20 protein-coding genes are annotated in these 24248 nt (G+C 56.2%); 13 read left to right on the top strand and 7 right to left on the bottom strand.

All coding sequences use genetic code 11. The annotated features are described in order from the left end of the window. Positions 1-48: 48 nt before the first annotated feature. Genes OC597_RS15180 through kdsA form a run of 3 tightly spaced genes read left to right on the top strand, consistent with a single transcriptional unit; the run spans position 49 to position 2141 of the window. Entirely contained in the window at positions 49-447 is a 399-nt protein-coding gene (locus tag OC597_RS15180) for a SirB2 family protein (protein ID WP_207977808.1), read from the top strand. Continuing rightward, entirely contained in the window at positions 444-1253 is an 810-nt protein-coding gene (gene sirB1, locus OC597_RS15175; protein ID WP_085116314.1) for an invasion regulator SirB1, read from the top strand. The genes OC597_RS15180 and sirB1 overlap by 4 nt, the downstream gene beginning before the upstream one ends. Positions 1254-1286: 33 nt before the next feature. Beyond that, entirely contained in the window at positions 1287-2141 is an 855-nt protein-coding gene (gene kdsA, locus OC597_RS15170; protein WP_085116315.1) for a 3-deoxy-8-phosphooctulonate synthase, read from the top strand. A gap of 178 nt (positions 2142-2319) precedes the next feature. On the opposite strand, the gene dauA is transcribed toward kdsA, so the two are convergent. Both dauA and OC597_RS15160 read right to left on the bottom strand, forming a co-directional pair. Continuing rightward, the gene (dauA, locus tag OC597_RS15165; RefSeq protein WP_262209366.1) at positions 2320-4008 is read right to left on the bottom strand and encodes a C4-dicarboxylic acid transporter DauA; all 1689 of its coding nucleotides are present in this window, start codon (positions 4006-4008) and stop codon (positions 2320-2322) included. A gap of 230 nt (positions 4009-4238) precedes the next feature. Next, positions 4239-4724: a heme-degrading domain-containing protein gene (locus tag OC597_RS15160; protein WP_261255658.1), complete on the bottom strand. Its 486-nt coding sequence runs from the start codon at positions 4722-4724 to the stop codon at positions 4239-4241. 199 nt (positions 4725-4923) lie between these two features. On the opposite strand from OC597_RS15160, the gene OC597_RS15155 reads away from it, so the two are divergent. Continuing rightward, complete coding sequence (locus OC597_RS15155; RefSeq protein WP_262209362.1) at positions 4924-6024, top strand: GGDEF domain-containing protein; 1101 nt, start codon at positions 4924-4926, stop codon at positions 6022-6024. Positions 6025-6056: 32 nt separating this feature from the next. On the opposite strand, the gene mfd is transcribed toward OC597_RS15155, so the two are convergent. After that, positions 6057-9536: a transcription-repair coupling factor gene (mfd, locus tag OC597_RS15150; protein ID WP_262209360.1), complete on the bottom strand. Its 3480-nt coding sequence runs from the start codon at positions 9534-9536 to the stop codon at positions 6057-6059. 151 nt (positions 9537-9687) lie between these two features. After that, positions 9688-10671: a threo-3-hydroxy-L-aspartate ammonia-lyase gene (locus tag OC597_RS15145; protein ID WP_262209359.1), complete on the bottom strand. Its 984-nt coding sequence runs from the start codon at positions 10669-10671 to the stop codon at positions 9688-9690. 86 nt (positions 10672-10757) lie between these two features. On the opposite strand from OC597_RS15145, the gene OC597_RS15140 reads away from it, so the two are divergent. The 7 genes from OC597_RS15140 (at position 10758) to OC597_RS15110 (ending at position 17314) form a co-directional block, all read left to right on the top strand. After that, positions 10758-11399, top strand: a complete 642-nt coding sequence (locus OC597_RS15140; RefSeq protein WP_262209357.1) for a helix-turn-helix transcriptional regulator — start codon at positions 10758-10760, stop codon at positions 11397-11399. Between the two features lie 117 nt (positions 11400-11516). Next, positions 11517-12719 carry a lipoprotein-releasing ABC transporter permease subunit LolC gene (gene lolC / locus OC597_RS15135; RefSeq protein ID WP_261284317.1) on the top strand — a complete coding sequence of 401 codons (1203 nt, stop codon included), beginning with the start codon at positions 11517-11519 and terminating at the stop codon, positions 12717-12719. Then, positions 12712-13416: a lipoprotein-releasing ABC transporter ATP-binding protein LolD gene (gene lolD, locus OC597_RS15130; RefSeq protein ID WP_085116323.1), complete on the top strand. Its 705-nt coding sequence runs from the start codon at positions 12712-12714 to the stop codon at positions 13414-13416. Before lolC ends, lolD begins: the two co-directional genes overlap by 8 nt. After that, positions 13416-14663 (top strand): lipoprotein-releasing ABC transporter permease subunit LolE, encoded by a 1248-nt coding sequence (lolE, locus tag OC597_RS15125; RefSeq protein WP_262209355.1) that lies wholly within the window; start codon positions 13416-13418, stop codon positions 14661-14663. Before lolD ends, lolE begins: the two co-directional genes overlap by 1 nt. A 55-nt stretch (positions 14664-14718) precedes the next feature. Next, positions 14719-15639, top strand: a complete 921-nt coding sequence (gene nagK / locus OC597_RS15120; protein ID WP_112348074.1) for an N-acetylglucosamine kinase — start codon at positions 14719-14721, stop codon at positions 15637-15639. 11 nt (positions 15640-15650) lie between these two features. Then, positions 15651-16487 (top strand): Sir2 family NAD+-dependent deacetylase, encoded by an 837-nt coding sequence (gene cobB, locus OC597_RS15115; RefSeq protein WP_085116325.1) that lies wholly within the window; start codon positions 15651-15653, stop codon positions 16485-16487. Between the two features lie 113 nt (positions 16488-16600). Then, positions 16601-17314, top strand: coding sequence for a MurR/RpiR family transcriptional regulator (locus OC597_RS15110; protein WP_262209354.1), 714 nt, complete (start codon positions 16601-16603; stop codon positions 17312-17314). A 17-nt stretch (positions 17315-17331) separates the two neighbouring features. On the opposite strand, the gene OC597_RS15105 is transcribed toward OC597_RS15110, so the two are convergent. After that, positions 17332-18717: a family 4 glycosyl hydrolase gene (locus tag OC597_RS15105; protein ID WP_262209352.1), complete on the bottom strand. Its 1386-nt coding sequence runs from the start codon at positions 18715-18717 to the stop codon at positions 17332-17334. A gap of 25 nt (positions 18718-18742) precedes the next feature. Next, entirely contained in the window at positions 18743-20302 is a 1560-nt protein-coding gene (locus tag OC597_RS15100) for a PTS transporter subunit EIIC (protein WP_261255646.1), read from the bottom strand. A 368-nt stretch (positions 20303-20670) separates the two neighbouring features. Between OC597_RS15100 and pepT the strand changes: the two genes are divergently transcribed. Then, complete coding sequence (gene pepT / locus OC597_RS15095) at positions 20671-21900, top strand: peptidase T (protein ID WP_261255644.1); 1230 nt, start codon at positions 20671-20673, stop codon at positions 21898-21900. Positions 21901-21985: 85 nt separating this feature from the next. Further along, positions 21986-23074, top strand: coding sequence for a malate/lactate/ureidoglycolate dehydrogenase (locus OC597_RS15090; RefSeq protein ID WP_262209349.1), 1089 nt, complete (start codon positions 21986-21988; stop codon positions 23072-23074). Positions 23075-23124: 50 nt separating this feature from the next. Here OC597_RS15090 and OC597_RS15085 read toward each other — a convergent pair whose 3' ends face one another. Then, complete coding sequence (locus OC597_RS15085; protein ID WP_261255639.1) at positions 23125-24246, bottom strand: ribosomal protein uL16 3-hydroxylase; 1122 nt, start codon at positions 24244-24246, stop codon at positions 23125-23127. Positions 24247-24248 lie beyond the last annotated feature (2 nt).

Here is a 24248-nt window from a genome sequence, read left to right as displayed (position 1 = left end):
AAAACCAACAATAACAAAGCACACAGCGAATAAATAAAAGGAAGCAATATGGCAGTCTACTCGGCGTTAAAACATCTGCATTTATTGACGGTCGCCATCAGTATTATCTTGTTTGTGCTGCGCTTTTTCTGGAAATGGCGTGATTCAGCCATGATGAACAAGCGCTGGGTGAAGATAACGCCGCACATAAATGATACGGTGTTGTTCGCCAGTGGTATTGCGTTGGTGGTGATGTTCAAGTTTTATCCGCTGCTGGGTATGGACTCGTGGCTGACCGAGAAGCTGTTTGGCGTTATTATCTATATCCTGCTTGGCTACGTCGCATTGGGCAAGAAGACCAAAAACCAGAACCTGCGCACCCTGGCGTTTGTGCTGGCGTTGGGCTGTCTGTACCTGATAATTAAACTTGCCACGACGAAAATACCGTTTCTGATGGGATACTTATGAGTAGCATTGCTGATTTTGAATTTAACACCGCGCTGCTGAGCGCGGGCGTGATCCTGGTTTCGCAGTCCGTGCGGCGTGATTTCCCCACGGCCGAGGTCGAACGTAAGCTGCAACAGCTGGTCGACGACGCGCGTGCGGCGATGCCGAAGGATCTCAGCCAGGAACAGCAACTGGACGCACTCATTGAATTGTTCTTCAAAACCTGGGGTTTTGGCGGCGCCGGTGGCGTGTATCGCCTGTCCGACGCGATTTGGCTCGACAAGGTGCTAGAAGGGCGCCAGGGCACGCCGGTTTCATTAGGCACCATTTTCCTGCACATCGCCGCGCATCTGGATTTACCGCTGCTGCCGGTGATTTTCCCCACCCAGTTGATCCTGCGGGCAGACTGGCTGGATGAAGAGATGTGGCTGATCAACCCGTTGAACGGTGAAACGCTGAACGAGCATCAACTGGAAGTGTGGATCAAGGGCAACCTGGGTCTGGGCGCCGAGTTGGAAGACGACGATCTCGATGAGTCAGAAAACGTCATGGTGGTGCGAAAGATGCTGGATACGCTGAAAGCCGCCCTGATGGAAGAAAAACAGATGGAAATGGCGTTGCGGGCCAGCGAAACGGTGCTGTGTTTCGATCCGGATGACCCGTACGAAATCCGCGACCGTGGGCTGATTTACGCCCAGTTGGAATGCAACCATATCGCCATTTCCGATCTCAATTATTTTGTCGAACAGTGTCCTGAAGATCCGGTCAGCGAAGTGATCAAAGTACAGATCCACTCGATTGAACCGAAACAGGTCACGCTGCATTAATTTATTTGATTTAACATCAACAAAGGCGAAAGCATGAAACAGAAAGTGGTTAGCATTGGTGACATCAACGTAGCGAACGATCTGCCGTTTGTGCTGTTTGGCGGTATGAACGTGCTGGAATCGCGCGATCTGGCGATGCGCATTTGCGAACACTACGTCACCGTGACGCAAAAACTGGGCATCCCTTACGTTTTCAAAGCCTCTTTTGATAAAGCCAACCGTTCTTCTATCCACTCGTACCGTGGGCCGGGCCTGGAAGAGGGGATGAGGATCTTCGAAGAAATCAAAAAAACCTTCGGCGTGAAAACCATCACCGACGTGCATGAAGCCTCACAAGCGCAGCCGGTGTCCGAAGTGGTTGACGTGATCCAGCTGCCAGCGTTCCTGGCACGCCAGACCGATCTGGTGGAAGCAATGGCGAAAACCGGTGCGGTAATCAACGTCAAGAAACCTCAGTTCGTTAGCCCGGGCCAAATGGGCAATATCGTCGACAAGTTCAAGGAAGGCGGCAACGACCAGGTGATCCTGTGCGATCGCGGCAGCAACTTTGGTTACGATAACCTGGTAGTCGACATGCTCGGTATCAACGTGATGAAGAATGCCACTGGCGGTCATCCGGTGATCTTCGACGTGACCCATGCCCTGCAAACCCGTGACCCATTTGGTGCTGCATCTGGCGGTCGTCGTGCGCAGGTTGCCGAACTGGCGCGTGCCGGTATGGCGGTAGGTTTGGCGGGGCTGTTTATCGAAGCGCACCCAGAGCCGAACAGCGCCAAGTGTGATGGCCCGTCCGCATTGCCGCTGGACAAGCTGGAGCCGTTCCTGGTGCAGATGAAAGCCATCGACGATCTGGTGAAGAGTTTCCCAGAGCTGGATACCAGCAACTAAGTGCGATAAGTAAACTCTCAGACGGTTGATAAGGCCTGTTATTAGGGAGAGCGTGCCGATGGGGTCGTAGCAACTTTAGTTGCCGGAGCGCCCCACGGTGCGCTAGGCCCGAGTATCTCGGACTTAACAGACGATTTGATGAATATATTAAAGCCCGACTTGTCGGGCTTTTGGTTTTTCAGGTGTTTAACGCTGTCAGTGCCTCGGGGAGCGTTGCGTAGAAATGCAGTTTCCCCTCAATCGGTTGTACCCGTGCCCGCGCCAGCGTTTTCAACGGCTGGAACGGCATATCGGTGATCACCAGTTGCTTGCCTGGGGGCAGGGCTTCGATAAAGCGCTGTAGGGCATCCAGCCCCCCGGCGTCCAGCACCGGCACCGCATCCCACTGCAAGACAATCACGTCATAATTTTCACTGCGCACCAGTAGCTCATTAAAAATGCGCTCGGCGGCGGCGAAGAATAACGGACCATTCACCCGCAGTACCAGACGGCCGTTTTCGGCGCTCAGCTCGCTCAGGCGCGTCATGCGTGCAATGCGGCGCATAAACAGCAGCGAAGCCAGCACGATGCCCACGGTAATGGCGATCACCATGTCGAACAACACCGTCAGCGACAGGCACAGCAGCATCACCAGAATGTCGTCTTTCGGTGCCCGTCGCAGCAGGTAAACCACCTTGTGGGCTTCACTCATGTTCCAGGCGACCATCAGCAGCAGCGACGCCATTGCCGCCAGCGGCAGCCAGGACAGCCACGGCGCCAGCACCAGCAGCGCCAACAGCACCAGCAACGCATGGATAATGGCGGACACCGGCGAAGTAGCCCCGGCGCGCACGTTAGCCGCAGAACGGGCAATGGCGGCGGTGGCGGTAATGCCGCCAAAGAATGGAGCGATGATATTACCCGCGCCCTGGCCGATAAGCTCGGTATTGGAGTTGTGCTTTTTGCCGGTCATGCCATCCAGTACCACGGCACACAGCAGGGATTCAATCGCACCCAGCATGGCCATGGAGAACGCCGCCGGCAGCAGGGTGGAAATCGTCTGCCAGCTCAGGTCCATCGGCTTGCCGTCACCGGCTGGCAGATCCCACGGCAGCATCAGCTGCGGCAGAATAGGCGGAATGCCATGGCCCTGAGTACCGTCGGCCAGCAGGTAACTGAAGCGAGAGCCGATGGTGGCCACCGGGTGGTCAAACAGCGCCATAATACCCATTACCGCGGTGCCTGCCAGCAGTGCAGGTAAATGGCCCGGCACCCGCAGGCCGAGCTTCGGCCAGAATATCAGGATCAACAGGGTCACCGCGCCGATCAGCGTATCGCCGATGTCCAGCGTCGGCAGCGTTTGCAGCAGGGCATAGACCTTACCTACATAGTGTTCCGGCACTTCCGCCATTTGCAGACCGAAGAAATCCTTCACCTGCATGGTGGCGATGGTAATGGCAATACCGGAGGTGAAGCCCAGCGTCACCGACAGGGGAATATATTCAATCAACCGGCCGAAGCGAGCCAACCCCATGAGCACCAAAAACAGCCCGGAAAGCAGGGTGGCAATCAGCAGGCCAGACAGGCCAAACTGCTGCGAAACCGGATAGAGGATCACCACAAAGGCGGCGGTGGGGCCGGAAACGCTGTAGCGCGAGCCGCCGCTAATGGCGATGACAATCCCGGCGACCGCCGACGTGTACAAGCCATATTGAGGGGGGACGCCGCTGGCAATTGCCAGTGCCATCGCTAATGGGATAGCGATAATACCGACGGTGACGCCGGCGATGGCGTCTTTTAGCAGGCGTTGCAGGGAATAAGGATCTCGCCAACAGGCGTCAATCAGTGCGCTGAACGGCCGAATGCCGTTAATTTCATGCGTTTTCATCTAAGGTGTAAGCCAAGTCTATAAAAGAGAACGGAATGGCGGGCCGGATGCGGTCCGTCTCGAATAGCTGATAGACACCATACGCCTGTTGTGATGGTGATTCCTAGATATACATCAATGCGCTGCGGAAAATCAGAATCAGGCTCTTTCAAAAAGGCAGTAAATACCAGGGGGTAGGCTGGCCGCGGCTCTGGCGGCCAGTCCGGATAGAATAGGGGGGCTTTTGCTGCTTAATGTACCGCTGGCAGGGATAACCCGAGAAAACGAGCCAGGGTGCCAACCAGCAGATTATGGTCTTCCAACTGTGGCGAGCCGGAAATACTGATGGTGCCGATGCAGCCAAGCCCGGCCAAATTAACCGGGAAGGCACCACCGTGCGCCGAGTAGTCGCGTATGCTCAGGCCATAGCGTTCTTCCAGCGTCGATTGCCGCTGTTGCAGGCGCAGGCCGATAGCGTAAGAACTCTTGTGGAAATGATTCACCACGTTGCGTTTACGTCGCACCCAGTCGGCAATATCGGGCGTGGTACCGGGCATGGCGTAATAAAACAGCGTTTGCCCCGCAAGCTGGATCTCAATGGCGATTGACAGATGGCGCTGCTCTGCGGCGGATTTCAAGGCCACGCCCAGCTCCCAGGCGGTGTTATGGTCAAAATGACTGAAGGTCAACGCCGTTTCCTGTTTGGACAGCGCGTGCAAATCATCATCGATATTCATGCTTGTTCCTCCTCTCTTGGTGGCTAACAGACTATCCTGAACCGCTGAAGTGGGATAGATACCTTGGAAATAACATAGAACTGCTAATCTATTATTAAACTGGGTAATATGTGCCATGCCGAAATGGATGAGACAGGGAGCCGTTCTCAAAATTCGTGACTAACTAACCCGTCGACTCCCTGGAGCCTGCCAAACATTTATGACTTACGTTGCTTCCATTCCTGCCCTGTATAGCGACGCGTGTATTACCTACGCCACCCTGTCGGTCAGTTATTTTGCCCTTAGCAAAAAGGCTCCCTTTTCCTATCATTCTGAGCGCTGGAAACGCCTGCTTTTTGGCCTGATAGCCGGGCTGGCGATACTGTTTCTGAACCAGAATCAGCTGGAGTTGATCGACAACGTGCATTACAGCTTCGCCATGATCCCGATGATATTGGTCACTTTCTATGGTGGCGCGATCAGCGGAGTGGCGTGTTATCTGATGTTGTTGGCGTTGAGCGGTGGTTTCACCGTCGATAATTTATTTATCGGCTCGATCATCATTCCCCTGCTGCTGTCGCGGGTCTGGCTGAGAAAGTCGAATCGGGTGTTCTATCTGACCATTGGCGTGATTGCGTTATACCGTATCGCGGTGGTCTGGTTTCTGGTCGATATGCGTACGCTGTGGCTGGATGTGTTGCTGTATCAGGCTATCTCGGCGCTGTGTCTGGCCATTTGCTACCATGCGCTGAATTTCAAAGAGCGGCATATTCACGCCTATTTTTCGATGCGTGATAAGGCTACCACCGACAGCCTGACCCATATCAGTAACCGCGCCAGCGTCGACTATCGGCTGATGTTACAACATGCAGAACGGCGCCCTTGTGGGCTGATGATCCTCGATCTGGATAATTTTAAGCGCATCAACGATACCTATGGCCATTTGGCCGGGGATCTGCTGTTGACCCAGGTAGGGCAATTATTGCAAAACAGCGTGCGCAGCGAGGATTTTGTCGGTCGCTATGGCGGGGAGGAATTTATGGTGATCACCGCCAGCTACGATCCGGCGGTGATCGGCGAGGTGGCGGAACGTATCCGTCGTAGCGTGGAGAGCAGGGTATTTTTGTTGGATGAAGATCGGGAGACGCAGATCACTGTTTCTGTCGGAGCGTCACTGTACTTGCCCGGCATGGCGGTTGATAAAGCGATAGAGGTGACGGACGAAGCGTTATACACCGCCAAGCGGAACGGCAAAAATCAGGTGGTATGCAGCCGACTGATGCCGCTTTCACCGTTGGGCGCCGGCTTTCGACACCCGTAACCCCTCCCGATGAACTCAGGAGGGGTTATTGATCAGGCCGCCAGCGTATGCTCGCGGAATGCGGTCAACAGCTCCTCGGTAAATTTCAGGCGTTTCTGGCGATCGGTCAGGTCCAGCGTAAATTTCAGCTTGCTCGGCCCATCCAGGCGATAGACCTGCGGATTGCTTTGCAATAGCCCAATCAAATAGCCTGGGTCGACCTTATTTTTCTCGCCAAACTCGATAAACCCGCCGCGTTCATTGCCCTCGATGCGCTTGATCCCAAGCAGCTGCGCATGCTGACGCAGTGCCGCGCTTTGCAACAGGTTACGCGCCGGATCCGGCAGCAGACCGAAGCGGTCAATCAGTTCCACCTTCAGTTCTTCCAACTCACCGTCATTTTTGGCGCTGGCGATGCGCTTATAGAACGACAGCCGGGTGTTAACGTCCGGAATATAATCATCCGGCAGCAGGGCCGGCATACGCAGCTCTACTTCGGTCTGGTTACTGGTGAGATCTTCCAGCGACGGCTCGCGCCCGTGTTTCAGCGCATCCACCGCGCTTTCCAGCAGTTCCATATACAGTGAGAAGCCGACGGTCGTCATCTGGCCGCTCTGATCTTCACCTAGCAGTTCACCCGCGCCGCGGATCTCCAGATCGTGGGTGGCCAGGGCAAAGCCAGCCCCCAGGTCTTCCAGTGATGCGATGGCCTCCAGCCGTTTATGGGCGTCGGTGCTCATGGCTTTCGGGTTCGGCGTCAGCAGATAGGCGTAAGCCTGATGGTGAGAACGTCCGACGCGGCCACGTAGCTGGTGAAGCTGCGCCAGCCCGAAGCGATCGGCGCGTTCAATGATAATGGTATTGGCGCTGGGAATGTCGATGCCGGTTTCGATAATGGTGGTGCAGACCAGCACGTTAAAGCGCTGGTGGTGGAAATCGTTCATCACCCGTTCCAGATCGCGCTCACGCATCTGGCCGTGGCCAATGGCAATGCGTGCTTCCGGCACCAGCTCTGCCAGTTTTGCTGCGGCTTTTTCGATATTTTCCACGTCGTTGTACAGGTAGTAAACCTGGCCGCCGCGTAGCACTTCACGCAGGATTGCCTCACGCACCACCAGACTGTCGTACTCGCGCACGAAGGTTTTTACCGCCAGACGGCGGGCTGGCGGCGTGGCGATAATCGACAGGTCACGCATGCCGCTCATGGCCATATTCAACGTACGTGGGATCGGCGTTGCGGTCAGCGTCAGGATATCCACATCGGCGCGCATCGCCTTGATGCGTTCCTTGTGGCGTACGCCGAATCGGTGTTCTTCATCGACGATCAGCAGCCCCAGATCTTTCCAGCGCAGATCGCTTTGCAGCAGTTTGTGGGTACCGATGATGATGTCTACTTTGCCTTCAATGGCATCGTCCATCACCTGCTGCTGCTCCTTGGCACTGCGGAAGCGCGACATCATCTCAATGCGGATAGGCCAGGTGGCGAAGCGATCGCGGAAGTTGTCGAAATGCTGCTGTGCCAGCAGGGTGGTGGGCACCAGCACCGCAACCTGTTTGCCGTTTTCCACCGCCAGGAAGGCGGCGCGCATCGCCACTTCGGTTTTGCCGAAGCCGACGTCACCACATACCAGACGGTCCATGGCCAGTGGCTGGCACATGTCGCTTAGCACGGCATTGATCGCCTGCTCCTGGTCCGGGGTGGTTTCAAACGGGAAGGCCTGGCAGAACAGTTGATACTGTTCGCGGTCATGTTTAAAGGCGAAGCCGGTTTTGGCGGCGCGCTGGGCGTAGATATCCAGCAGTTCGGCCGCCACGTCACGCACTCGCTCGGCGGCTTTTTGCCGTGCGCGCGACCAGGCATCACCGCCCAGTTTGTGTAACGGGGCGTTATCGTCAGCGCCCCCGGCATAGTGGCTGATCAGATGCAGTGAAGAGACCGGGACGTAAAGTTTGTCTTCACCGGCGTAGGACAGGATCAGATATTCGGCCTTGATACCACCGGCTTCCAGCGTGGTCAGGCCGACGTAACGCCCAACGCCGTGTTCCAGATGCACCACCGGCTGGCCTGGGTGCAGCTCAGCCAGGTTGCGGATCAGAACATCGGTATTAATGGTGCGGCGGTTGTCCTGCCGACGGCGGCTGACGCGTTCACCGAGCAGATCGCTTTCGCAGATCAAGGCCCGGTTGCGCATGCCGTCGAGGAAACCACGTTCGGAGGCACCGACCATCATGTAGCGGCCCGCTGCCTCGGCCTGATCGAGATGCTGGATCAGCGAAGGGCGGAGCTTGATACGGCCGAGCAGGTCCTGCAGCGTTTCGCGGCGACCTTCACTTTCGACCGAGAAAATAACGCTGCCGTCAAAACTTTCAATAAAGTGGCGCAGGTTGTCCAGCGGCGCTTTCTGCTGGGCTTGCACCGCCAGATCCGGCAGTACGCGATAATCCAGATTGGTGTTACCGGCCTTGGCCGGCAGCTCTTCGGTTTTCAGCGCCATGCGCGGCCAGGCTTTCAGTTCGCCAAACAGCGCATCAACCCGTAGCCACAGGCTGTCCGGTGCCAGCAGTGGACGCATGGGATCAACTCGGCGGCTCTCGTAACGCTGATTAACGTCCTGCCAGAAGCGTTCGGCGGCGCTTTCCAGATTACCGGTATTGACGATCAGCGTGTTGTCTGGCAGGTAGCTGAACAGCGACGGCAGCGGTTGGCTGAAGAACAGCGGTTGCCAGTATTCGATACCGGCTGGCCAGGTGCTTTTGCTGACCTGCTGATAAATATGCTCGGCGTCGCGGCGCACCTCAAACTGCTCGCGCCATTGGCTACGAAACAGCTCGATGGCATTTTTATCCGTCGGGAATTCATGAGCCGGCAACAGGTTGATGGCGTCGACTTCGCTCAGCGTGCGCTGATTGTCGACATCAAAGGTGCGCAGGCTGTCGATCTCGTCGTCGAAGAAATCGATGCGGTAGGGTTCTTCGCTGCCCATCGGGAACAGATCGAGCAGTGCGCCACGGGTAGCGAATTCACCGTGCTCCATTACCTGATCGACGCTGCGGTAGCCGGCCTGCTCCAGTTGGGCGCGCAGTTTGTCACGCGACAGGCGCTGGCCTTTTTTCATCACCAGCGCGTGGCCGTGCAGGAACTCGTGCGGGCAAACGCGCTGCATCAGGGTATTGACCGGCAGAATAATGACGCCGCGCACCATGGTCGGCAGGTGGTACAGGCTCGACAGGCGGGCGGAGATGATTTCCTGATGCGGCGAGAAGCTGTCGTAGGGCAAAGTTTCCCAGTCGGACAGCGTGGTCACCATTTGATCGGTAAACTGCTGAATTTCGTCGCGCAGCCGCAGGGCATTTTGCATGTCCGGGGCGATCAGCATCACCGGCCCGTTATGCCGTTCGACGATCTCGGCGCACTCCACGGCACAGGCCGAACCGGTCAGTTGCCCCAGTTGGCGCAAATCGCCCGCGCGCTCAGGCAGGGAATAACGGGAGGGTGACGATGCGGAACGGTTACGGTTATCAGAGATGCTCATTAAGGTATCTTTAATCAATGTGTTAAATTTCGCCCCGGCACAAATAACACCGCGCCTTTACCCGGTAATTCTAGCCCACTGGGCAGTAAACTGACACAGGTAAAAACGCGAAGCTATAGTCTGTCGGTGGATATTTAACCGTCTGGCGGCACTATTCTTGTGCCGCCATGGCGAGATAGTCGGTGATTTTATCGGCGTCGAGGTTACCGCCGCTGACGATCACCCCGACCTTTTTGCCACGCAGATCGAGCAGCGAATTCATCGCCGCCGCCGCGGCCAGACAGCCGGTCGGTTCGACCACCATTTTCATTCTTTCCATAAAGAAGCGCATCTGCCGACACAGCTGCGGGTCGCTGACCGTCAGAATATCCTCGACGTACTGTTGAATGATCGGGAAGGTCAACGCACCCACCTGTTGAGTTTGTGCGCCATCGGCGATGGTTTTGGGGACCGGGATCTGTACCGGCTGGCCGCTGCGGAATGCCTGCTGCACATCATTACCCGCCTGTGGCTCCACGCCAAACACCCGGCAGCCCGGTGACCAGTGGTGTGCTGCCACCGCACTGCCGGCCAGCAAGCCGCCACCGCCGGTGCAGACCAGCAACACATCCAACGGTCCAACTTCCTCAATCAACTCTTTAGTGGCGGTCCCCTGGCCGGCAATCACCTGCGGATAATCATAGGGGGGCACCATGGTCAGGCCATGCTCGGCTGCCAGTCGCTGGGTAATGGCCTCCCGGTCTTCGCTGTGACGTTGATAAATCACCACGTTGGCACCGTAACCTCGCGTTGCCGCCAATTTGGTGGCCGGCGCGTCGTGCGGCATCACTATGGTTACGCTGACCCCTAACTCCCGCGCCGCCAGCGCCATGGCCTGTGCGTGGTTGCCGGAGGAGAAGGCAATCACCCCAGCCTTGCGTTGCGCCTCACTTAATTGAGCAATTGAATTGTACGCGCCGCGAAACTTGAAGGCGCCAACGCGCTGGAAATTCTCGCATTTAAAGAACAACTGCGCGCCGGTATGGTGATCGGCCTGCTGCGAGGTCATGACTGGCGTGCGGATAGCGTGCCCGTTCAGGATTTCTGCGGCGGTAGAGATATCGGCGGCGGTAATACAGTGGGGCGTTGAACTCATGGCGACCTCGCGTAGATGAAAGGTTGATTGATAACACGAAGATTTTAATTTACTCTTTGTAAAGTTATTGTCAAATGGTTAACTCGATGAGCGATCTCAGGCAGGAAAATGCGTTGTTGCTGCGCGAAGCAGAAAAAATTGTACAGGCGCTGGGCACCATGTTTGCCCCCAGTTGCGAAGTGGTGCTGCACGATCTGACGCAGCCAGACCATGCTATCGTTGCCATCGCCAATAATTTGTCTAACCGCAGTATCGGCGACGCCGCCAGCGAAATGGGGCTGGAGCGTATTGCTTCGCCAGACTTCCCGGATGTGGTGCAAAACTATGCCAATGCCTTCCCGGACGGTCGCCCGGCCAAGAGCACGTCAATTGGCCTGCGCAACAGCCAAGGAGTCTATGTCGCCGCGATCTGCCTGAATCTGGACGTTTCGATCTTCAACAGCGCCACGGCCATCCTGCAACAATTGACTGCCGTAGTGCAGAGCACGCCACAGCCGGTCGCCGAAGGCGCACGCTCGCTGTCGGATATTGCCTCGGTGATCAATAACTTTGCCGCCTCGTATGCCAGCGCGCCACGCGCACTCTCTTCCGACCAGCGTTTTCAGGTGATCCAACTGTTAAAGCAACAGGGGTACCTGCAACTGCGCGGAGCAGCCACCATGGTGGCGGAAGCATTGGGTATTTCGCGGGTGTCGGTTTACAACCTGTTAAAGCGAGACGCCGGGTGACGTGCTGCCGTTCGGGTGATCGGCGGAATAAAAGGCGTCAGGGTGGTTCCCTAAACGGGGTATAGCCTTTATTATCCTTGATCACTTTGCTTAAGCTACGGCAACAAAACGGATTTCATGTATCAACCTGTCGCGTTATTCATTGGCCTGCGCTACATGCGCGGGCGGGCCTCAGACCGCTTCGGGCGGTTTGTTTCCTGGCTTTCCACCATCGGCATTACGCTGGGGGTGATGGCGTTGGTCACCGTATTGTCGGTGATGAACGGTTTCGAAAAGGATCTGGAAAACAACATTCTCGGCCTGATGCCGCAGGCGTTGATCACCAGTCCGCAAGGGTCGATCAACCCTCAGCAGGTTCCGGCATCGGTGGTGCAGAGCTTGCAGGGCGTCAGCCGCGTTGCGCCTTTGACCACCGGTGATGTAGTGCTGCAAAGCGCCCGCAGCGTGGCGGTGGGTGTGATGTTGGGGGTGAACCCCGACGAAGCCGATCCGCTGACGCCGTTCCTGGTGAACGTCAAGCAGCAACAGCTGCAGCCGGGCCAGTACAACATTATCATCGGCGAGCAGTTGGCCGGACAGCTTGGCGTCAAGCGTGGCGATCCGCTGCGGGTGATGGTGCCGAGCGCCAGCCAGTTTACGCCGATGGGCCGCATTCCCATTCAACGTCTGTTTACCGTGGTTGGCACTTTCCACGCGAACAGTGAAGTCGACGGTACCCAGATGCTGGTCAATCAGCAGGATGCCTCGCGGCTGCTGCGTTACCCGGCCGGCAATATCACCGGGTGGCGTCTGTTCCTGCAGCAGCCGCTGACGGTCGATACCCTCAGCCAACAGAAATTGCCGCAGGGCACCGAATGGAAAGACTGGCGCGAACGTAAGGGTGAACTGTTCCAGGCGGTGCGCATGGAGAAGAACATGATGGGGCTGCTGCTCAGCCTGATCGTGGCGGTGGCGGCATTTAACATTATTACCTCGCTCGGCCTGCTGGTGATGGAGAAGCAGGGCGAAGTGGCCATTCTGCAGACCCAGGGCCTGACGCGTCGGCAAATTATGTCGGTGTTTATGGTGCAGGGTGCCAGCGCCGGCATTATAGGTTCGTTGCTTGGCACGCTGCTTGGCGTGCTGCTGGCCACCAACCTGAATAACCTGATGCCTATCCTTGGCGCATTGATTGACGGCGCCTCGCTGCCGGTGGCGGTTGATCCGCTGCAGGTGACGATCATCGCCGTGGCGGCGATGGCGGTTTCCCTGTTGTCCACGCTTTACCCTTCATGGCGCGCTGCCGCCGTACAACCCGCTGAGGCTTTACGTTATGAGTAATCATCTTTTGTTGCAGTGTGAAAACCTGTGCAAGACCTATCAGGAAGGCAACCTGCATACCGACGTACTGCGCAATGTCAGCTTTGCCATGCAGCCGGGCGAGATGATGGCGATCCTCGGCAGTTCGGGTTCAGGGAAAAGTACGCTGTTGCACCTGTTGGGCGGGCTGGATTCACCGACGTCTGGCGAAGTGATTTACAAGGGCCAGTCGTTGAACACCCTGTCTTCGGCCGCCAAGGCCGAGCTGCGCAACCGTCAGTTGGGCTTTATCTACCAGTTCCACCACCTGTTACCGGACTTTACCGCGTTGGAAAACGCCGCCATGCCGTTGTTGATCGGCGGGATGAAACCGGCGCAGGCGCAGGAAAAAGCGATGGAAATGTTGACCGCGGTCGGCCTGGCCAAACGCAGCAAGCACCGGCCTTCAGAACTGTCCGGCGGTGAACGTCAGCGCGTGGCGATTGCCCGTGCGCTGGTGAATAATCCGTCGCTGGTCCTGGCGGATGAGCCAACCGGCAACCTGGATAAACGCACCGCCGACAGTATCTTTGATCTGCTCGGTGAACTGAATGTGCGTCAGGGTACCGCGTTCCTGGTGGTGACCCATGACCTGCAACTGGCCAAGCGACTCAGCCGCCAGTTGGAAATGGCCGACGGCCATCTGCAGGCCCAGTTGACCCTGTTGGGGGCTGAGTAATGGCGGGTGCGTCACTTTCCTTTCTGACGGCCCTGCGTTTCAGCCGCGGGCGTAAACGTGGCGGCATGGTGTCGTTAATCTCGGTGATTTCCACCATCGGTATTGCGCTGGGCGTGGCGGTGCTGATTGTCGGCCTGAGCGCCATGAACGGTTTTGAGCGCGAACTGAAGAACCGTATTTTGGCGGTGGTACCGCACGGTGAAATCGAGCCGGTGAAACAGCCGTTCAAAGACTGGTCGTCAATCTTGCAACGGGTGGAGAAGGTACCGGGTATCCTGGCCGCCGCCCCTTATATCAACTTTACCGGCCTGATGGAAAACGGCGCGCAGTTGCGTGCGGTAGGCGTCAAAGGGGTTGACCCACAGCAGGAAAACCAGCTCAGTGCGCTGCCAAAATACGTGCAGGGCGATGCCTGGGCCAATTTCAAAAGCGGTGAACAGCAGGTGATCCTCGGCAAGGGCGTTGCGGATGCACTGGGCGTCAAGCAGGGCAGCTATGTGACGGTGATGATCCCCAACAGCGATCCGCAAATGAAGCTGTTGCAGCCGAAGCGCATTCGTCTGCACGTGACCGGTATTCTGCAGCTTAGCGGCCAGCTCGATCACAGCCTGGCGATGGTGCCTTTGGCCGATGCTCAGCAGTATCTGGATATGGGCGACAGCGTGACCGGCATCGCTATCAAGGTTAGCGACGTGTTTGCCGCCAATAAACTGGTGCGAGATGCCGGTGAAGTCACCAACTCCTACGTTTATATCAAGAGCTGGATTGGCACCTACGGTTATATGTACCGCGATATCCAGATGATCCGCGCCATCATGTATCTGGCAATGGTGCTGGTGATTGGCGTTGCCTGTTTTAACATCGTCTCCACGCTGGTGATGGCGGTGAAGGACAAGAGCGGCGATATCGCCGTGCTGCGGACTTTGGGCGCCAAAGACGGGTTTATCCGTGCCATATTTATCTGGTATGGCCTGCTGGCCGGGCTGGTGGGCAGCGTCAGCGGTGTGGTGGTTGGGGTGATCGCTTCGCTGCAGCTGACCAACATCATCAAAGGATTGGAAAAACTGATGGGGCACTCATTCCTGTCGGGAGATATCTACTTCATCGACTTCCTGCCTTCCGAGCTGCACTGGCTGGACGTGGTGATAGTATTGGTGACCGCGCTGGTGCTTAGCCTGTTGGCTAGCTGGTATCCGGCCAGGCGTGCCAGCCGTATCGATCCGGCGCGAGTGTTGAGCGGACAATAATCAAAATCAGGGGGGGCAGAGATGCCGCCCCATTTTTTTAGCCTGAGGGTGGGTTATGTACTACGGTTTCGATATGGGCGGCACCAAGATTGAGCTGGGCGTATTCGACGCAGACCTGCAGCGCATTTGGCAAAAAAGAGTGCCGACGCCGCGTGATGACTACCAGCAACTGCTGACGACGCTGCGCGACCTGACCTTTGAAGCGGATGCGTTCTGCGGTCAGCAGGGCATGGTGGGCATCGGCATTCCGGGGCTGCCTAACGATGATGACGGCACGGTGTTTACCGCCAACGTGCCGGCGGCCATGGGGCAGCGGTTACCGCATGACCTGGCTGAACTGATTGGCCGCGAAGTGCGCATTGATAATGACGCCAACTGCTTTGCGCTGTCGGAAGCCTGGGACGAGGAGTTCCGCCACTATCCGACGGTGTTGGGCATCATTCTCGGCACCGGGGTTGGCGGTGGGTTAATCGTCGATGGCAAGGTGGTCTCCGGGCGTAACTATATCGCCGGTGAATTTGGCCATTTTCGCCTGCCGGTGGATGCGCTTGAGGTGCTGGGGCGTGATATACCTCGCGTTCCCTGTGGCTGCGGTCATCAGGGTTGCATCGAAAATTACATTTCCGGCCGCGGTTTTGAGTGGATGTACGCCCACTTTTACCAGCAGCACTTGCCTGCGCAGCAGATTATTGCGCATTATCAGTCGGGTGAGCCGCAGGCCGTGGCTCACGTCGAACGTTTTATGGACGTGCTGGCGATTTGCCTGGGTAACCTGCTGACCATCATCGATCCTCATCTGGTGGTGATTGGCGGTGGGTTGTCGAACTTTGAGGCGATCTACCAGGCATTGCCACAGCGTTTACCGGCACATCTGTTGCGCGTGGCCAAGTTGCCGCGGATTGAAAAAGCGCGCTATGGAGACGCTGGCGGGGTACGCGGGGCCGCGTTCCTCAATTTGGTCAACAGGGAAAAGTAAGGAGAGAGTTAATGCACACTCGTCATCGGCTGTGTCAGTTTCGCAAGAGTAAGCATGTGCTGCATCAGCGCTTTCGTTCGCGGATTTTTCATCGCGACACCATGGCGGCCGCCGAGCTGAAAAAGCCGTTTGTCGTGGTGTTGACCGGGGCCGGGATCTCGGCTGAGTCGGGCATCCGCACTTTCCGCGCCGCAGACGGGTTGTGGGAAGAGCACCGGGTGGAAGATGTCGCTACGCCGGAAGGCTACCAGCGTGACCCGCAACTGGTGCAGGCGTTTTACAATGAGCGTCGTCGCCAGTTGCAGTCGCCGGACATCGCGCCTAACGCCGCACACCGTGCTTTGGCAGATTTGGAAGCCTGGCTGGGCGATAATTTCCTGCTGGTGACGCAGAATATCGATAACCTGCACGAACGTGCCGGGAGTTCGCGGGTGCTGCATATGCATGGCGAACTGCTGAAAGTGCGTTGCACCAGCTCCGGGCAAGTGTTTGACTGGCCGGAAGATCTCAGCGTCGACGATCGCTGTCATTGCTGCCAGTTCCCGGCACCGCTACGGCCGCATATCGTGTGGTTCGGCGAAATGCCGCTGGGCATGGACGAAATTTATCAGGCGCTGGCCAAGGCTGATTTTTTTGTCGCCATTGGTACCTCGGGCCATGTTTATCCGGCCGCCGGTTTCGTCCATGAAGCGCGGCTGGGCGGGGCGCATACCATGGAGCTGAATCTGGAGCCCAGCCAGGTTGAGAGCCAGTTCGATGAAAAACACTATGGCCAGGCCAGTGCCGTGGTACCACGATTCGTGCACAAATTCCTGGTAGGGAAAGTCGCAAGAGCCGATCAGCCATGAGTGCGGCCCCAGGGCGCGAGCTTCTGCACCCTGGGGTTATGCCTGGCGCTCTGCGGGCTACCCATCCAGACACTACCCGCCTTCTTTCGTCGTAATAGCGCCACGGGGTGACGGTGAATTTCAAACAGGTATTCAGCCAGGCGGATCTGAGCAAAACGGATCTGGCTATTCTCAACTGCATTTTGGATAACCCTGACGCCTGCATCGACGAAGGCATCCGGGCAGTGTCTGCCCGTTGCTACAGCTCGCCGTCAACGCTGGTGCGGCTGGCCAAGAAGCTGGGCTTTCGTGGCTATCTGGAGCTGGTGTATTTTATCAAATTCAACCTGGCAATGGCGCCAGCCTATCTGGCTGAAAAGCCGTCACCTGCAGCGTTCAGCCTGCAGCAACAGGCGCAATTTCTCGATCTGCTCGACGGCGGTAAAATTCTGATCCACGGCAGCGGTTTCTCACAGCTGGTGGCGCAGTACATGTACAACAAGTTTATGACCCTGGGCATCGACAGCTATCTGTCGCTGTGGCCAGACTTCGATATTCTCGATCGGGAGACGCGTTTTCGTTTCAATATGGTGATCGTGATTTCAAAGTCGGGGAACAGCAGCTCGGCACTGAGTTGGGGTGAGGCGGTGAAACGCAACAATATCCAGTTGGCGGCGTTTTGCGGCGATGGTGACAGCCCGTTGGCCCAGCAGGCCGATATGAGCTTTATTTATGAAGATCGGCAGAAGTATGACCATGATATCTATTATCCCAATCCGTTCTTCGGCCATTGCTTGCTGGGCTTTGAAAATCTGATCAAGGCCTGGTTTGAACGGCGCAACCGCTAAAGGCCGCGCCGCTGGGATTAACGCCAATGTTCAGCGTATTGCTGATGGGCCTGTAGATACTCCTCCACCAGCGTTTTTGCCAGTGAGTAAGAGTTCACCAGTGGATGCACCATCAATGCCTTGATGGCCTTTTTGCGGTTACCTTCCAGAATAGCTTCTACGGCCAGCCTTTCGTATTCTTTCACCCGGGCGATCAGGTTTTTTTGCGTGTCGGGAATATCGCGCATTTTCACTGGGTGTATACCCGCGCTGCTCAGCTCGCAGCTGATTTCAATCACGTCTTCAGGATGCAGGAAGTCCAGCGTATCGTTGTTCTGCATCGATACCACCACGCGCTTTTGTTGGCCACTGTTCACCGCCTCCAGAATGTCGATTGCCACGCCGGCGTAGCCACCGCTGTCCGGCTGTTCGATAAACTGCTGTAGCGTCAGCATTTCTCGCTCTTTCACCTTGCCCTGGCTGGACTCGCGCTGCATATACGAGTTTTCGCGCGTCAGGTAATGGCTGAAGTAGAGGCTAAAGGCCTGATCCAGCTGGTTCGGGATGTCCAGCTCGGCCAGATCCGCCAGCATCTGCCGGTTGATCTGTGCAATTTGTTCGCCGCGGGTTTCGCCGGCGCTGACGATAGCGGCGATCGCTTGTTCACGGTAGTAGTAGTAATACAGATACTCGTTGAGCATCAGGTTATCGGAGAGTTCGATCAGCTCTGGTGAGAAGTACTTCATGCAGGTGTCGCGATACAGGCGTGGATCCGCCAGCAGCCGTTCAGTTACAGGTTCGCCGTTGACCCGGGCATTGCGGAACCAGGACAGGTGATTCAGCCCGAAACAGTCGATGCTCAATTCGCTCTCGCGGCAGCCCAGCAGCTCGGCCAGTTCGCGGATAAACTCGCTGGGTGCATCACAGATGCCGTACACCTGGCGTTTAAAACCGGATTTGATGATCGCTTCGGTGACCATGCCGGAAGGATTGGTGAAGTTGAATAACACCGCGTTGGGGGACGACAGCTGTTCGATCAGTCGGCAGTAGTCGATAATCGCCGGGATTGAACGCATTGCCATGGCGAAGCCGCCCGCGCCGGTGGTTTCCTGCCCCAGAACCTGATGGTTGAGCGCGATGCGTTCATCATAAATGCGACCCTCCTCACCGCCGATGCGCAGAGTGGTGATGATATAGTCCGCATCGCTCAGTGCCTGCTGCGGATCGCTGGTCAGGCTAAAGGTGATATCACCGCGGATACGCTGGAATACTCCTTGAGCGATAGCGCCGTAAATGGCCAGTTTATGTTGATCGGTGTCCATAAATACCACTTCGGTGACACCAATACGGTGGGCGTTATAGGCGATGGATTTTGCCAGGAACGGCGAACGCACACCGCCGCCACCCAGAACGGTTAATTTCATTTAATATCTCCCAAATTAATAAGTGTCAGAGTGCTGCTAAATATTTTTCGACCTGATTTTTCACCTTACCAACGGTGACGCCATAAATAACCTGCACCTCGTTTCTGTTTTTCACCACGCCTTTGGCTCCGGTGCTTTTTAATGCCGGCTCATCCACCAGTTGCATATCTTTTAATTCGACCCTGAGTCGGGTGAAGCAATTATCGACGGAAACAATATTGTCTTTGCCACCCAGTGCGCGAATAATAATCCCGCTCAATTCATTCGGTTGATTCTTGCTGTTCTGATACTCCTGCTTGGAATAAAGTTTGACCTCATCGTCATCCTCGCGGCCTGGCGTTTTTAAATTGAGTTTCAATACCAGTGTTTTGAAAACCAGGTAATAGACCGCAAACTGGACCAGGCCAATCACCACGTACAGCGGCCAGCGGGTGAGGGACACCGGCAACGGCAGGTTATATACCAGGAACTCAATCAGGCCGCTGGCACCCCAGGGCCGTACCTCAAACAGATTGCAGGCGACCTGCGATAGTGCGGTCAGTACCGCATGGATAACCCACAACAGTGGCGAGATGAACAGGAAGGTAAACTCGATGGGTTCGGTGATGCCAACCAGGATAGAGGTGGTGATGGCCGGGATCAGGATTGCCTTGGCCAGCATTTTCTTTTCCGGTTTGGCCGTGTGATAAAAAGCCAGCGCCGCCCCTGACAGGCCGAAGATGGTCACCATACCCTGCTGCGAGAAGCGCAGTGCTTCATTCATCAGCGGCGAGATAGTGGGGTCACGCATATAAGCCAGGAAAATAGCCTGCGAGCCGGAAACGGTGTGGCCATCCTGCACGATCGAACCGCCAATGCTGGTGAGCTGGAACGGGGACCAGATAAAGTGATGTAGCCCGGTAGGGATGAGGAATTTCTCGAAGAAGCCGTAGACGAACACCCCGAGCGAACCGGAGCTTTTCATAAAACCGGTCAGCGAGATCAGGCCGTGCGAGATGGCCGGCCACAGGTAGCTGAAGGCGATGGCGTACAACACAATCACCGGTGTCATGGCAATCAGCACCAGTTTGGAGCCGCCATAAACCGATAACACGCCATTCAGTTCGACGTTGCACAGGCGGTTATGCACCCAGGCAATGGTAATGCCGAGGATCAGGCCGAGAAATATGCCCATATCCACCACGGTGAAGCCTAGCAGTTCGGTCTGTCCGGTGCCGTAGAATTCACCGTTAATTTTTTGCGCCACGTGGCCGCTCAACTGCAAATAAGAAGAGTTGGCACCGAGAAACATAATAAAACACATCACCGCTACCAATGCGGCTTCGCTCTTTTTATCCTTTGCCAGTCCATAGGTAATCCCGATGCAGAATATAAGCCCTAGATTGCCAAATAGCGGCCAGAAGGTGTCGCCGATCATTTTCCCAACATGAAAAACATTGGAGTTTTCATTAACCAACGTGGCGTTAGTGAGAATAGAACTTAATGCCAGGATCAGGCCAATCACCGGCAGGAAAAATATCGGCCCCATCATGGCTTTGGAAAATAGCTGCAGCTTGCTTAAGATATTATCAATAATACCTTTCATGGCAGTTCCTTTTTTATATTTTAATGGATAACGACGTTCTTGATAAAGCTCCCTGGATAACAAAAGAGAAAAGGCAAACTTTGCCTTGGTTCAGTTATAGGAGGAAAGATCCGGCGATGCAATTAACCGACGGAATTAGGTACCGGTGGTCAGCGGCTGACAACCGGTGCCAGTCGTGAAGCAGGTCACACAAAAGAGCAGCCTGCTGCAGTTTGTGGGGCTGACTTCGGGGATGACGGCTTAATCAACCTGAGCAATCATCACGGGGTTTAATGATTTTCGTTAAATCTGGGTAAAAATGACCTGTCGCAATATTTGATCCGGATCGGTTCCGCATAATGAAACGCGATATTCTGAGGGCGGATACCATGGATAAACTACTAGATCGTTTTTTTAACTACGTCTCATTCGACACGCAATCCAAAGCGAACGTCAAACATGTGCCGAGCACCGACGGGCAAATGAAGCTGGCGCGAGCGTTGCAGCAAGAAATGATTGAATTGGGGTTTGATCGGGTGTCGCTCAGCGAGCATGGCTGCGTGATGGGAACTTTACCGGGGAACGTTGCCTGGTCTGTCCCGGCCATTGGGTTTATTGCCCACCTGGACACTTCACCGGATTTTACCGGTAAACATGTTAACCCGCAGATCGTCGAAAACTACCGCGGCGGCGATATTGCTCTGGGTATTGGTGATGAAGTGTTGTCACCTGTGATGTTCCCGATCCTGCACCAGATGCTGGGGCAGACGCTGATCACCACCGACGGCAAAACGTTGCTCGGTGCCGATGACAAAGCGGGCATTGCCGAAATTCTGACCGCGATGGTACGGCTGCAGCAGAGCAAGATCCCTCACGGTGATATCCGCGTGGCCTTTACGCCGGATGAGGAGGTGGGCAAGGGCGCACGATTTTTTGATGTTGCAGAGTTCAACGCCGAGTGGGCCTATACCGTAGATGGTGGCGGTGTCGGCGAACTGGAATGTGAAAACTTCAATGCGGCATCGGTAACGGTGAAAATTGTCGGCAATAACGTGCACCCCGGCAGCGCCAAAGGCGTGATGGTGAACGCTCTGTCACTGGCGACACGCATTCAACAGGCGTTACCTGCGGATGAAACCCCGGAAACCACGACCGGTTATCAGGGTTTCTATCATCTAAGCAGCCTCAAGGGCAGCGTTGAGCGGGCCGAAATGCACTATATTCTGCGTGATTTCGAACGTGAGGGCTTTGAAGCGCGTAAACGTCGGATGATCGAAGTTGCTCAACAGGTAGGCAAAGGTCTGCCGCGGGATTGCTATATAGAAGTGACGATCGAGGACAGTTATTACAACATGCGCGAACAGGTGGCGGAGCATCCGCATGTGATTGCGCTGGCGCAGCAGGCGATGCGTGAATGTGATATTGAACCGATCATGAAGCCGATTCGCGGCGGTACCGACGGGGCTCAGTTGTCGTTCCGTGGCCTGCCGTGCCCGAATCTGTTTACCGGCGGTTATAACTATCATTGCAAGCATGAGTTTGTGTCACTGGAAGGGATGGAGCAGGCGGTGGCCGTGATTATGCGTATCGCCGCGCTAACGGCAGAACGTACCCAATAGCCTCGATGGCGATGATCATAATGGCTTGCCGTAACAATGATTTGCTCCTAGTGTGGAAGCTATTTTCAGCACAAGGAGCCGTATCATGAGCACTGAACACCGTATCGATCGCCAATGCCTTGAGCAGTTTGTGCAGGCCATTTGGCGCCATGCCGGCAGTACGGATCGGGAGGCCGAATTAGTGGCCGAACATTTGGTTCAGGCCAATTTGGCCGGACACGATTCGCACGGTGTCGGTATGATACCCAGCTATATGGCGTCGCTGGCGCAGGGACATTTGCAACTGAATGTTCATGCCGAGGTGGTGCGCGACGCCGGTGCGGTCCTGACGATTGACGGTGGTCAGGGTTTTGGCCAGGTGGTCGCCAGCGAGGCGATGGACAAAGGTATCGAGCGCGCCCGCCAACTGGGTCTGGCGGCGGTGGCGTTGAATAACTCGCACCATATTGGCCGCATTGGTCACTGGGCTGAACAGTGCGCGCGTGCCGGTTTTATCTCCATCCATTTCGTCAACGTGGTGGGGGATCCGATGGTGGCACCTTTCGGTGGCAGCGATCGTCGTTTTGGCACTAACCCCTTCTGCGTCATTTTCCCCCGAGCCGATAAAAAACCGCTGCTGCTGGATTTCGCCACCAGCGGTATCGCTTTTGGCAAAACGCGCGTGGCCTACAACAAAGGCTTGGAAGTCGCGCCGGGCTATCTGATTGACGAACATGGGCAACCGACCAATGAACCCAAAGTGATGCACCAGTCGCCGTTTGGTTCGCTGCTGCCGTTTGGTGCGCACAAAGGCTACGCGCTGGCCACCCTGTGTGAAATTCTCGGCGGTGCGTTGTCCGGTGGTCGTACTACCCATAGCGCTACACTGAAATCCGACAGCGACGCCATCTTCAACTGCATGACCACCATTATCCTCAATCCAGAGGCCTTCGCCGCGCCTGAGATGCAAAACGAGGCAGAGGCGTTTATCGACTGGGTGAAGGCTTCCCCTTCAAGCGATGGCCGGCCGATTGAGGTGCCGGGGGAGTGGGAGGAGGCGAACCGCGAGGTGCGGTTACAGCAGGGGATCCCGATAGATGCCAATACCTGGCAGCAGATTTGCGCGGCGGCGAAACAGGCGGGCATGCCGGACGATGAGCTGGACGATTACCAGACCAGGGCACAGCGGGCATAAAAAAAGCCACTCGCCTGGGGGCGGGTGGCCTGATTCAAATCCTGTCAGCTTCAGTCTTTAAAATACCAGTAGCCGTTGTTGATCAGCGCGGTCAACAACGCCAGGAACGAAGGATCGTCCACCGCATCACCCAATTGGGCGGCATTAACGCTGAAGTTCTGGCACATCGCATCGGCAGCCTGCAGATGCTCGGTATCCATCAGTTCGCCGTTCACAAAGCACTGGTCACCGACGCGCAATACGCGCAGGCCGCCCAGACGTTGTAAGGGTTCACCCTGTTGCAGCAGTTCGTAGATTTCTCCGGCCTGATAAGGTGGCTCTGGCGGTGCAGCGTCCAGCTCGTGACGGGTCTGAGAAATAAACTCGCCGAACCACTGTTGGAAGTGTTCCGGTTGCTGAACCAGATCCAACATCATTTGGCGCAACGCGTCGACTTCCTGCGGCAGCACTTGCGCCGGATGTTCGCGTAGCTGAATGTCCGGATCGCTATAGCGTTGGCTGCCCAGCTCGCGTGCCAGCACGTGGTCGGCAAAACCACTGATCAGTTCACGGCCGTTGGGTGCGCGGAAGCCTACGGAGTAATTCAGTGCGTTTTCCAGCGCGTAGCCTTCATGTGGGAAGCCCGGCGGAATATACAGAATATCGCCCGGTTCCATTTCTTCATCGATAATGGCGTCGAAAGGTTCAACCTGCAGCAGGTCAGGATGTGGGCAGTGCTGCTTCATCGGCACTTTTTCGCCCACGCGCCAGCGACGGCGGCCGGTACCCTGAATGATAAAGACGTCGTACTGATCGAAGTGCGGGCCAACGCCGCCGCCCGGGACCGAGAACGAAATCATCAGATCGTCCATCCGCCAGTCCGGCAGTTGACGGAACGGGCGCATCAGCGCGCTGGAAGGCTCATGCCAGTGATCCACCGCTTGCACCAGCAGCGACCAGTTGTTCTCGCTCAGGTGGTCAAAGCTCTCGAAGGGGCCGTGCGCAACCTGCCAGCGGCCGTCCTGGTGGCTGACCAAACGGCTGTCCACTTCGTTTTCCATCGCCAGCCCAGCCAGCTCATCCGGGGAGATCGGATCGATAAAGTTTTTGAAGCCGCGCTTCAGAATCACCGGACGCTTTTGCCAATAACGTTGCAAAAAATCGTTCCAGTCCAGATCTAATTGATAATCCATGT

This window comes from Serratia proteamaculans (assembly GCF_946227095.1).
In the GTDB taxonomy this organism is placed as follows: domain Bacteria; phylum Pseudomonadota; class Gammaproteobacteria; order Enterobacterales; family Enterobacteriaceae; genus Serratia; species Serratia proteamaculans_E.
The sequence above is the reverse complement of the archived record's forward strand: the minus strand, read 5'-3'. Positions and strand labels throughout refer to the sequence as shown.

Excerpts from the sequence above, each read along its gene's own strand:
- lolE (WP_262209355.1), top strand. The coding sequence starts at position 13,416 with ATGGCGGGTGCGTCACTTTCCTTTCTGACGGCCCTGCGTTTCAGCCGC.
- OC597_RS15180 (WP_207977808.1), top strand. The coding sequence starts at position 49 with ATGGCAGTCTACTCGGCGTTAAAACATCTGCATTTATTGACGGTCGCC.
- pepT (WP_261255644.1), top strand. The coding sequence starts at position 20,671 with ATGGATAAACTACTAGATCGTTTTTTTAACTACGTCTCATTCGACACG.
- kdsA (WP_085116315.1), top strand. The coding sequence starts at position 1,287 with ATGAAACAGAAAGTGGTTAGCATTGGTGACATCAACGTAGCGAACGAT.
- nagK (WP_112348074.1), top strand. The coding sequence starts at position 14,719 with ATGTACTACGGTTTCGATATGGGCGGCACCAAGATTGAGCTGGGCGTA.
- cobB (WP_085116325.1), top strand. The coding sequence starts at position 15,651 with ATGCACACTCGTCATCGGCTGTGTCAGTTTCGCAAGAGTAAGCATGTG.
- OC597_RS15090 (WP_262209349.1), top strand. The coding sequence starts at position 21,986 with ATGAGCACTGAACACCGTATCGATCGCCAATGCCTTGAGCAGTTTGTG.
- OC597_RS15145 (WP_262209359.1), bottom strand. The coding sequence starts at position 10,671 with ATGAGTTCAACGCCCCACTGTATTACCGCCGCCGATATCTCTACCGCC.
- lolC (WP_261284317.1), top strand. The coding sequence starts at position 11,517 with ATGTATCAACCTGTCGCGTTATTCATTGGCCTGCGCTACATGCGCGGG.
- lolD (WP_085116323.1), top strand. The coding sequence starts at position 12,712 with ATGAGTAATCATCTTTTGTTGCAGTGTGAAAACCTGTGCAAGACCTAT.
- OC597_RS15100 (WP_261255646.1), bottom strand. The coding sequence starts at position 20,302 with ATGAAAGGTATTATTGATAATATCTTAAGCAAGCTGCAGCTATTTTCC.
- OC597_RS15140 (WP_262209357.1), top strand. The coding sequence starts at position 10,758 with ATGAGCGATCTCAGGCAGGAAAATGCGTTGTTGCTGCGCGAAGCAGAA.
- OC597_RS15085 (WP_261255639.1), bottom strand. The coding sequence starts at position 24,246 with ATGGATTATCAATTAGATCTGGACTGGAACGATTTTTTGCAACGTTAT.
- sirB1 (WP_085116314.1), top strand. The coding sequence starts at position 444 with ATGAGTAGCATTGCTGATTTTGAATTTAACACCGCGCTGCTGAGCGCG.
- OC597_RS15155 (WP_262209362.1), top strand. The coding sequence starts at position 4,924 with ATGACTTACGTTGCTTCCATTCCTGCCCTGTATAGCGACGCGTGTATT.
- dauA (WP_262209366.1), bottom strand. The coding sequence starts at position 4,008 with ATGAAAACGCATGAAATTAACGGCATTCGGCCGTTCAGCGCACTGATT.
- OC597_RS15160 (WP_261255658.1), bottom strand. The coding sequence starts at position 4,724 with ATGAATATCGATGATGATTTGCACGCGCTGTCCAAACAGGAAACGGCG.
- mfd (WP_262209360.1), bottom strand. The coding sequence starts at position 9,536 with ATGAGCATCTCTGATAACCGTAACCGTTCCGCATCGTCACCCTCCCGT.
- OC597_RS15105 (WP_262209352.1), bottom strand. The coding sequence starts at position 18,717 with ATGAAATTAACCGTTCTGGGTGGCGGCGGTGTGCGTTCGCCGTTCCTG.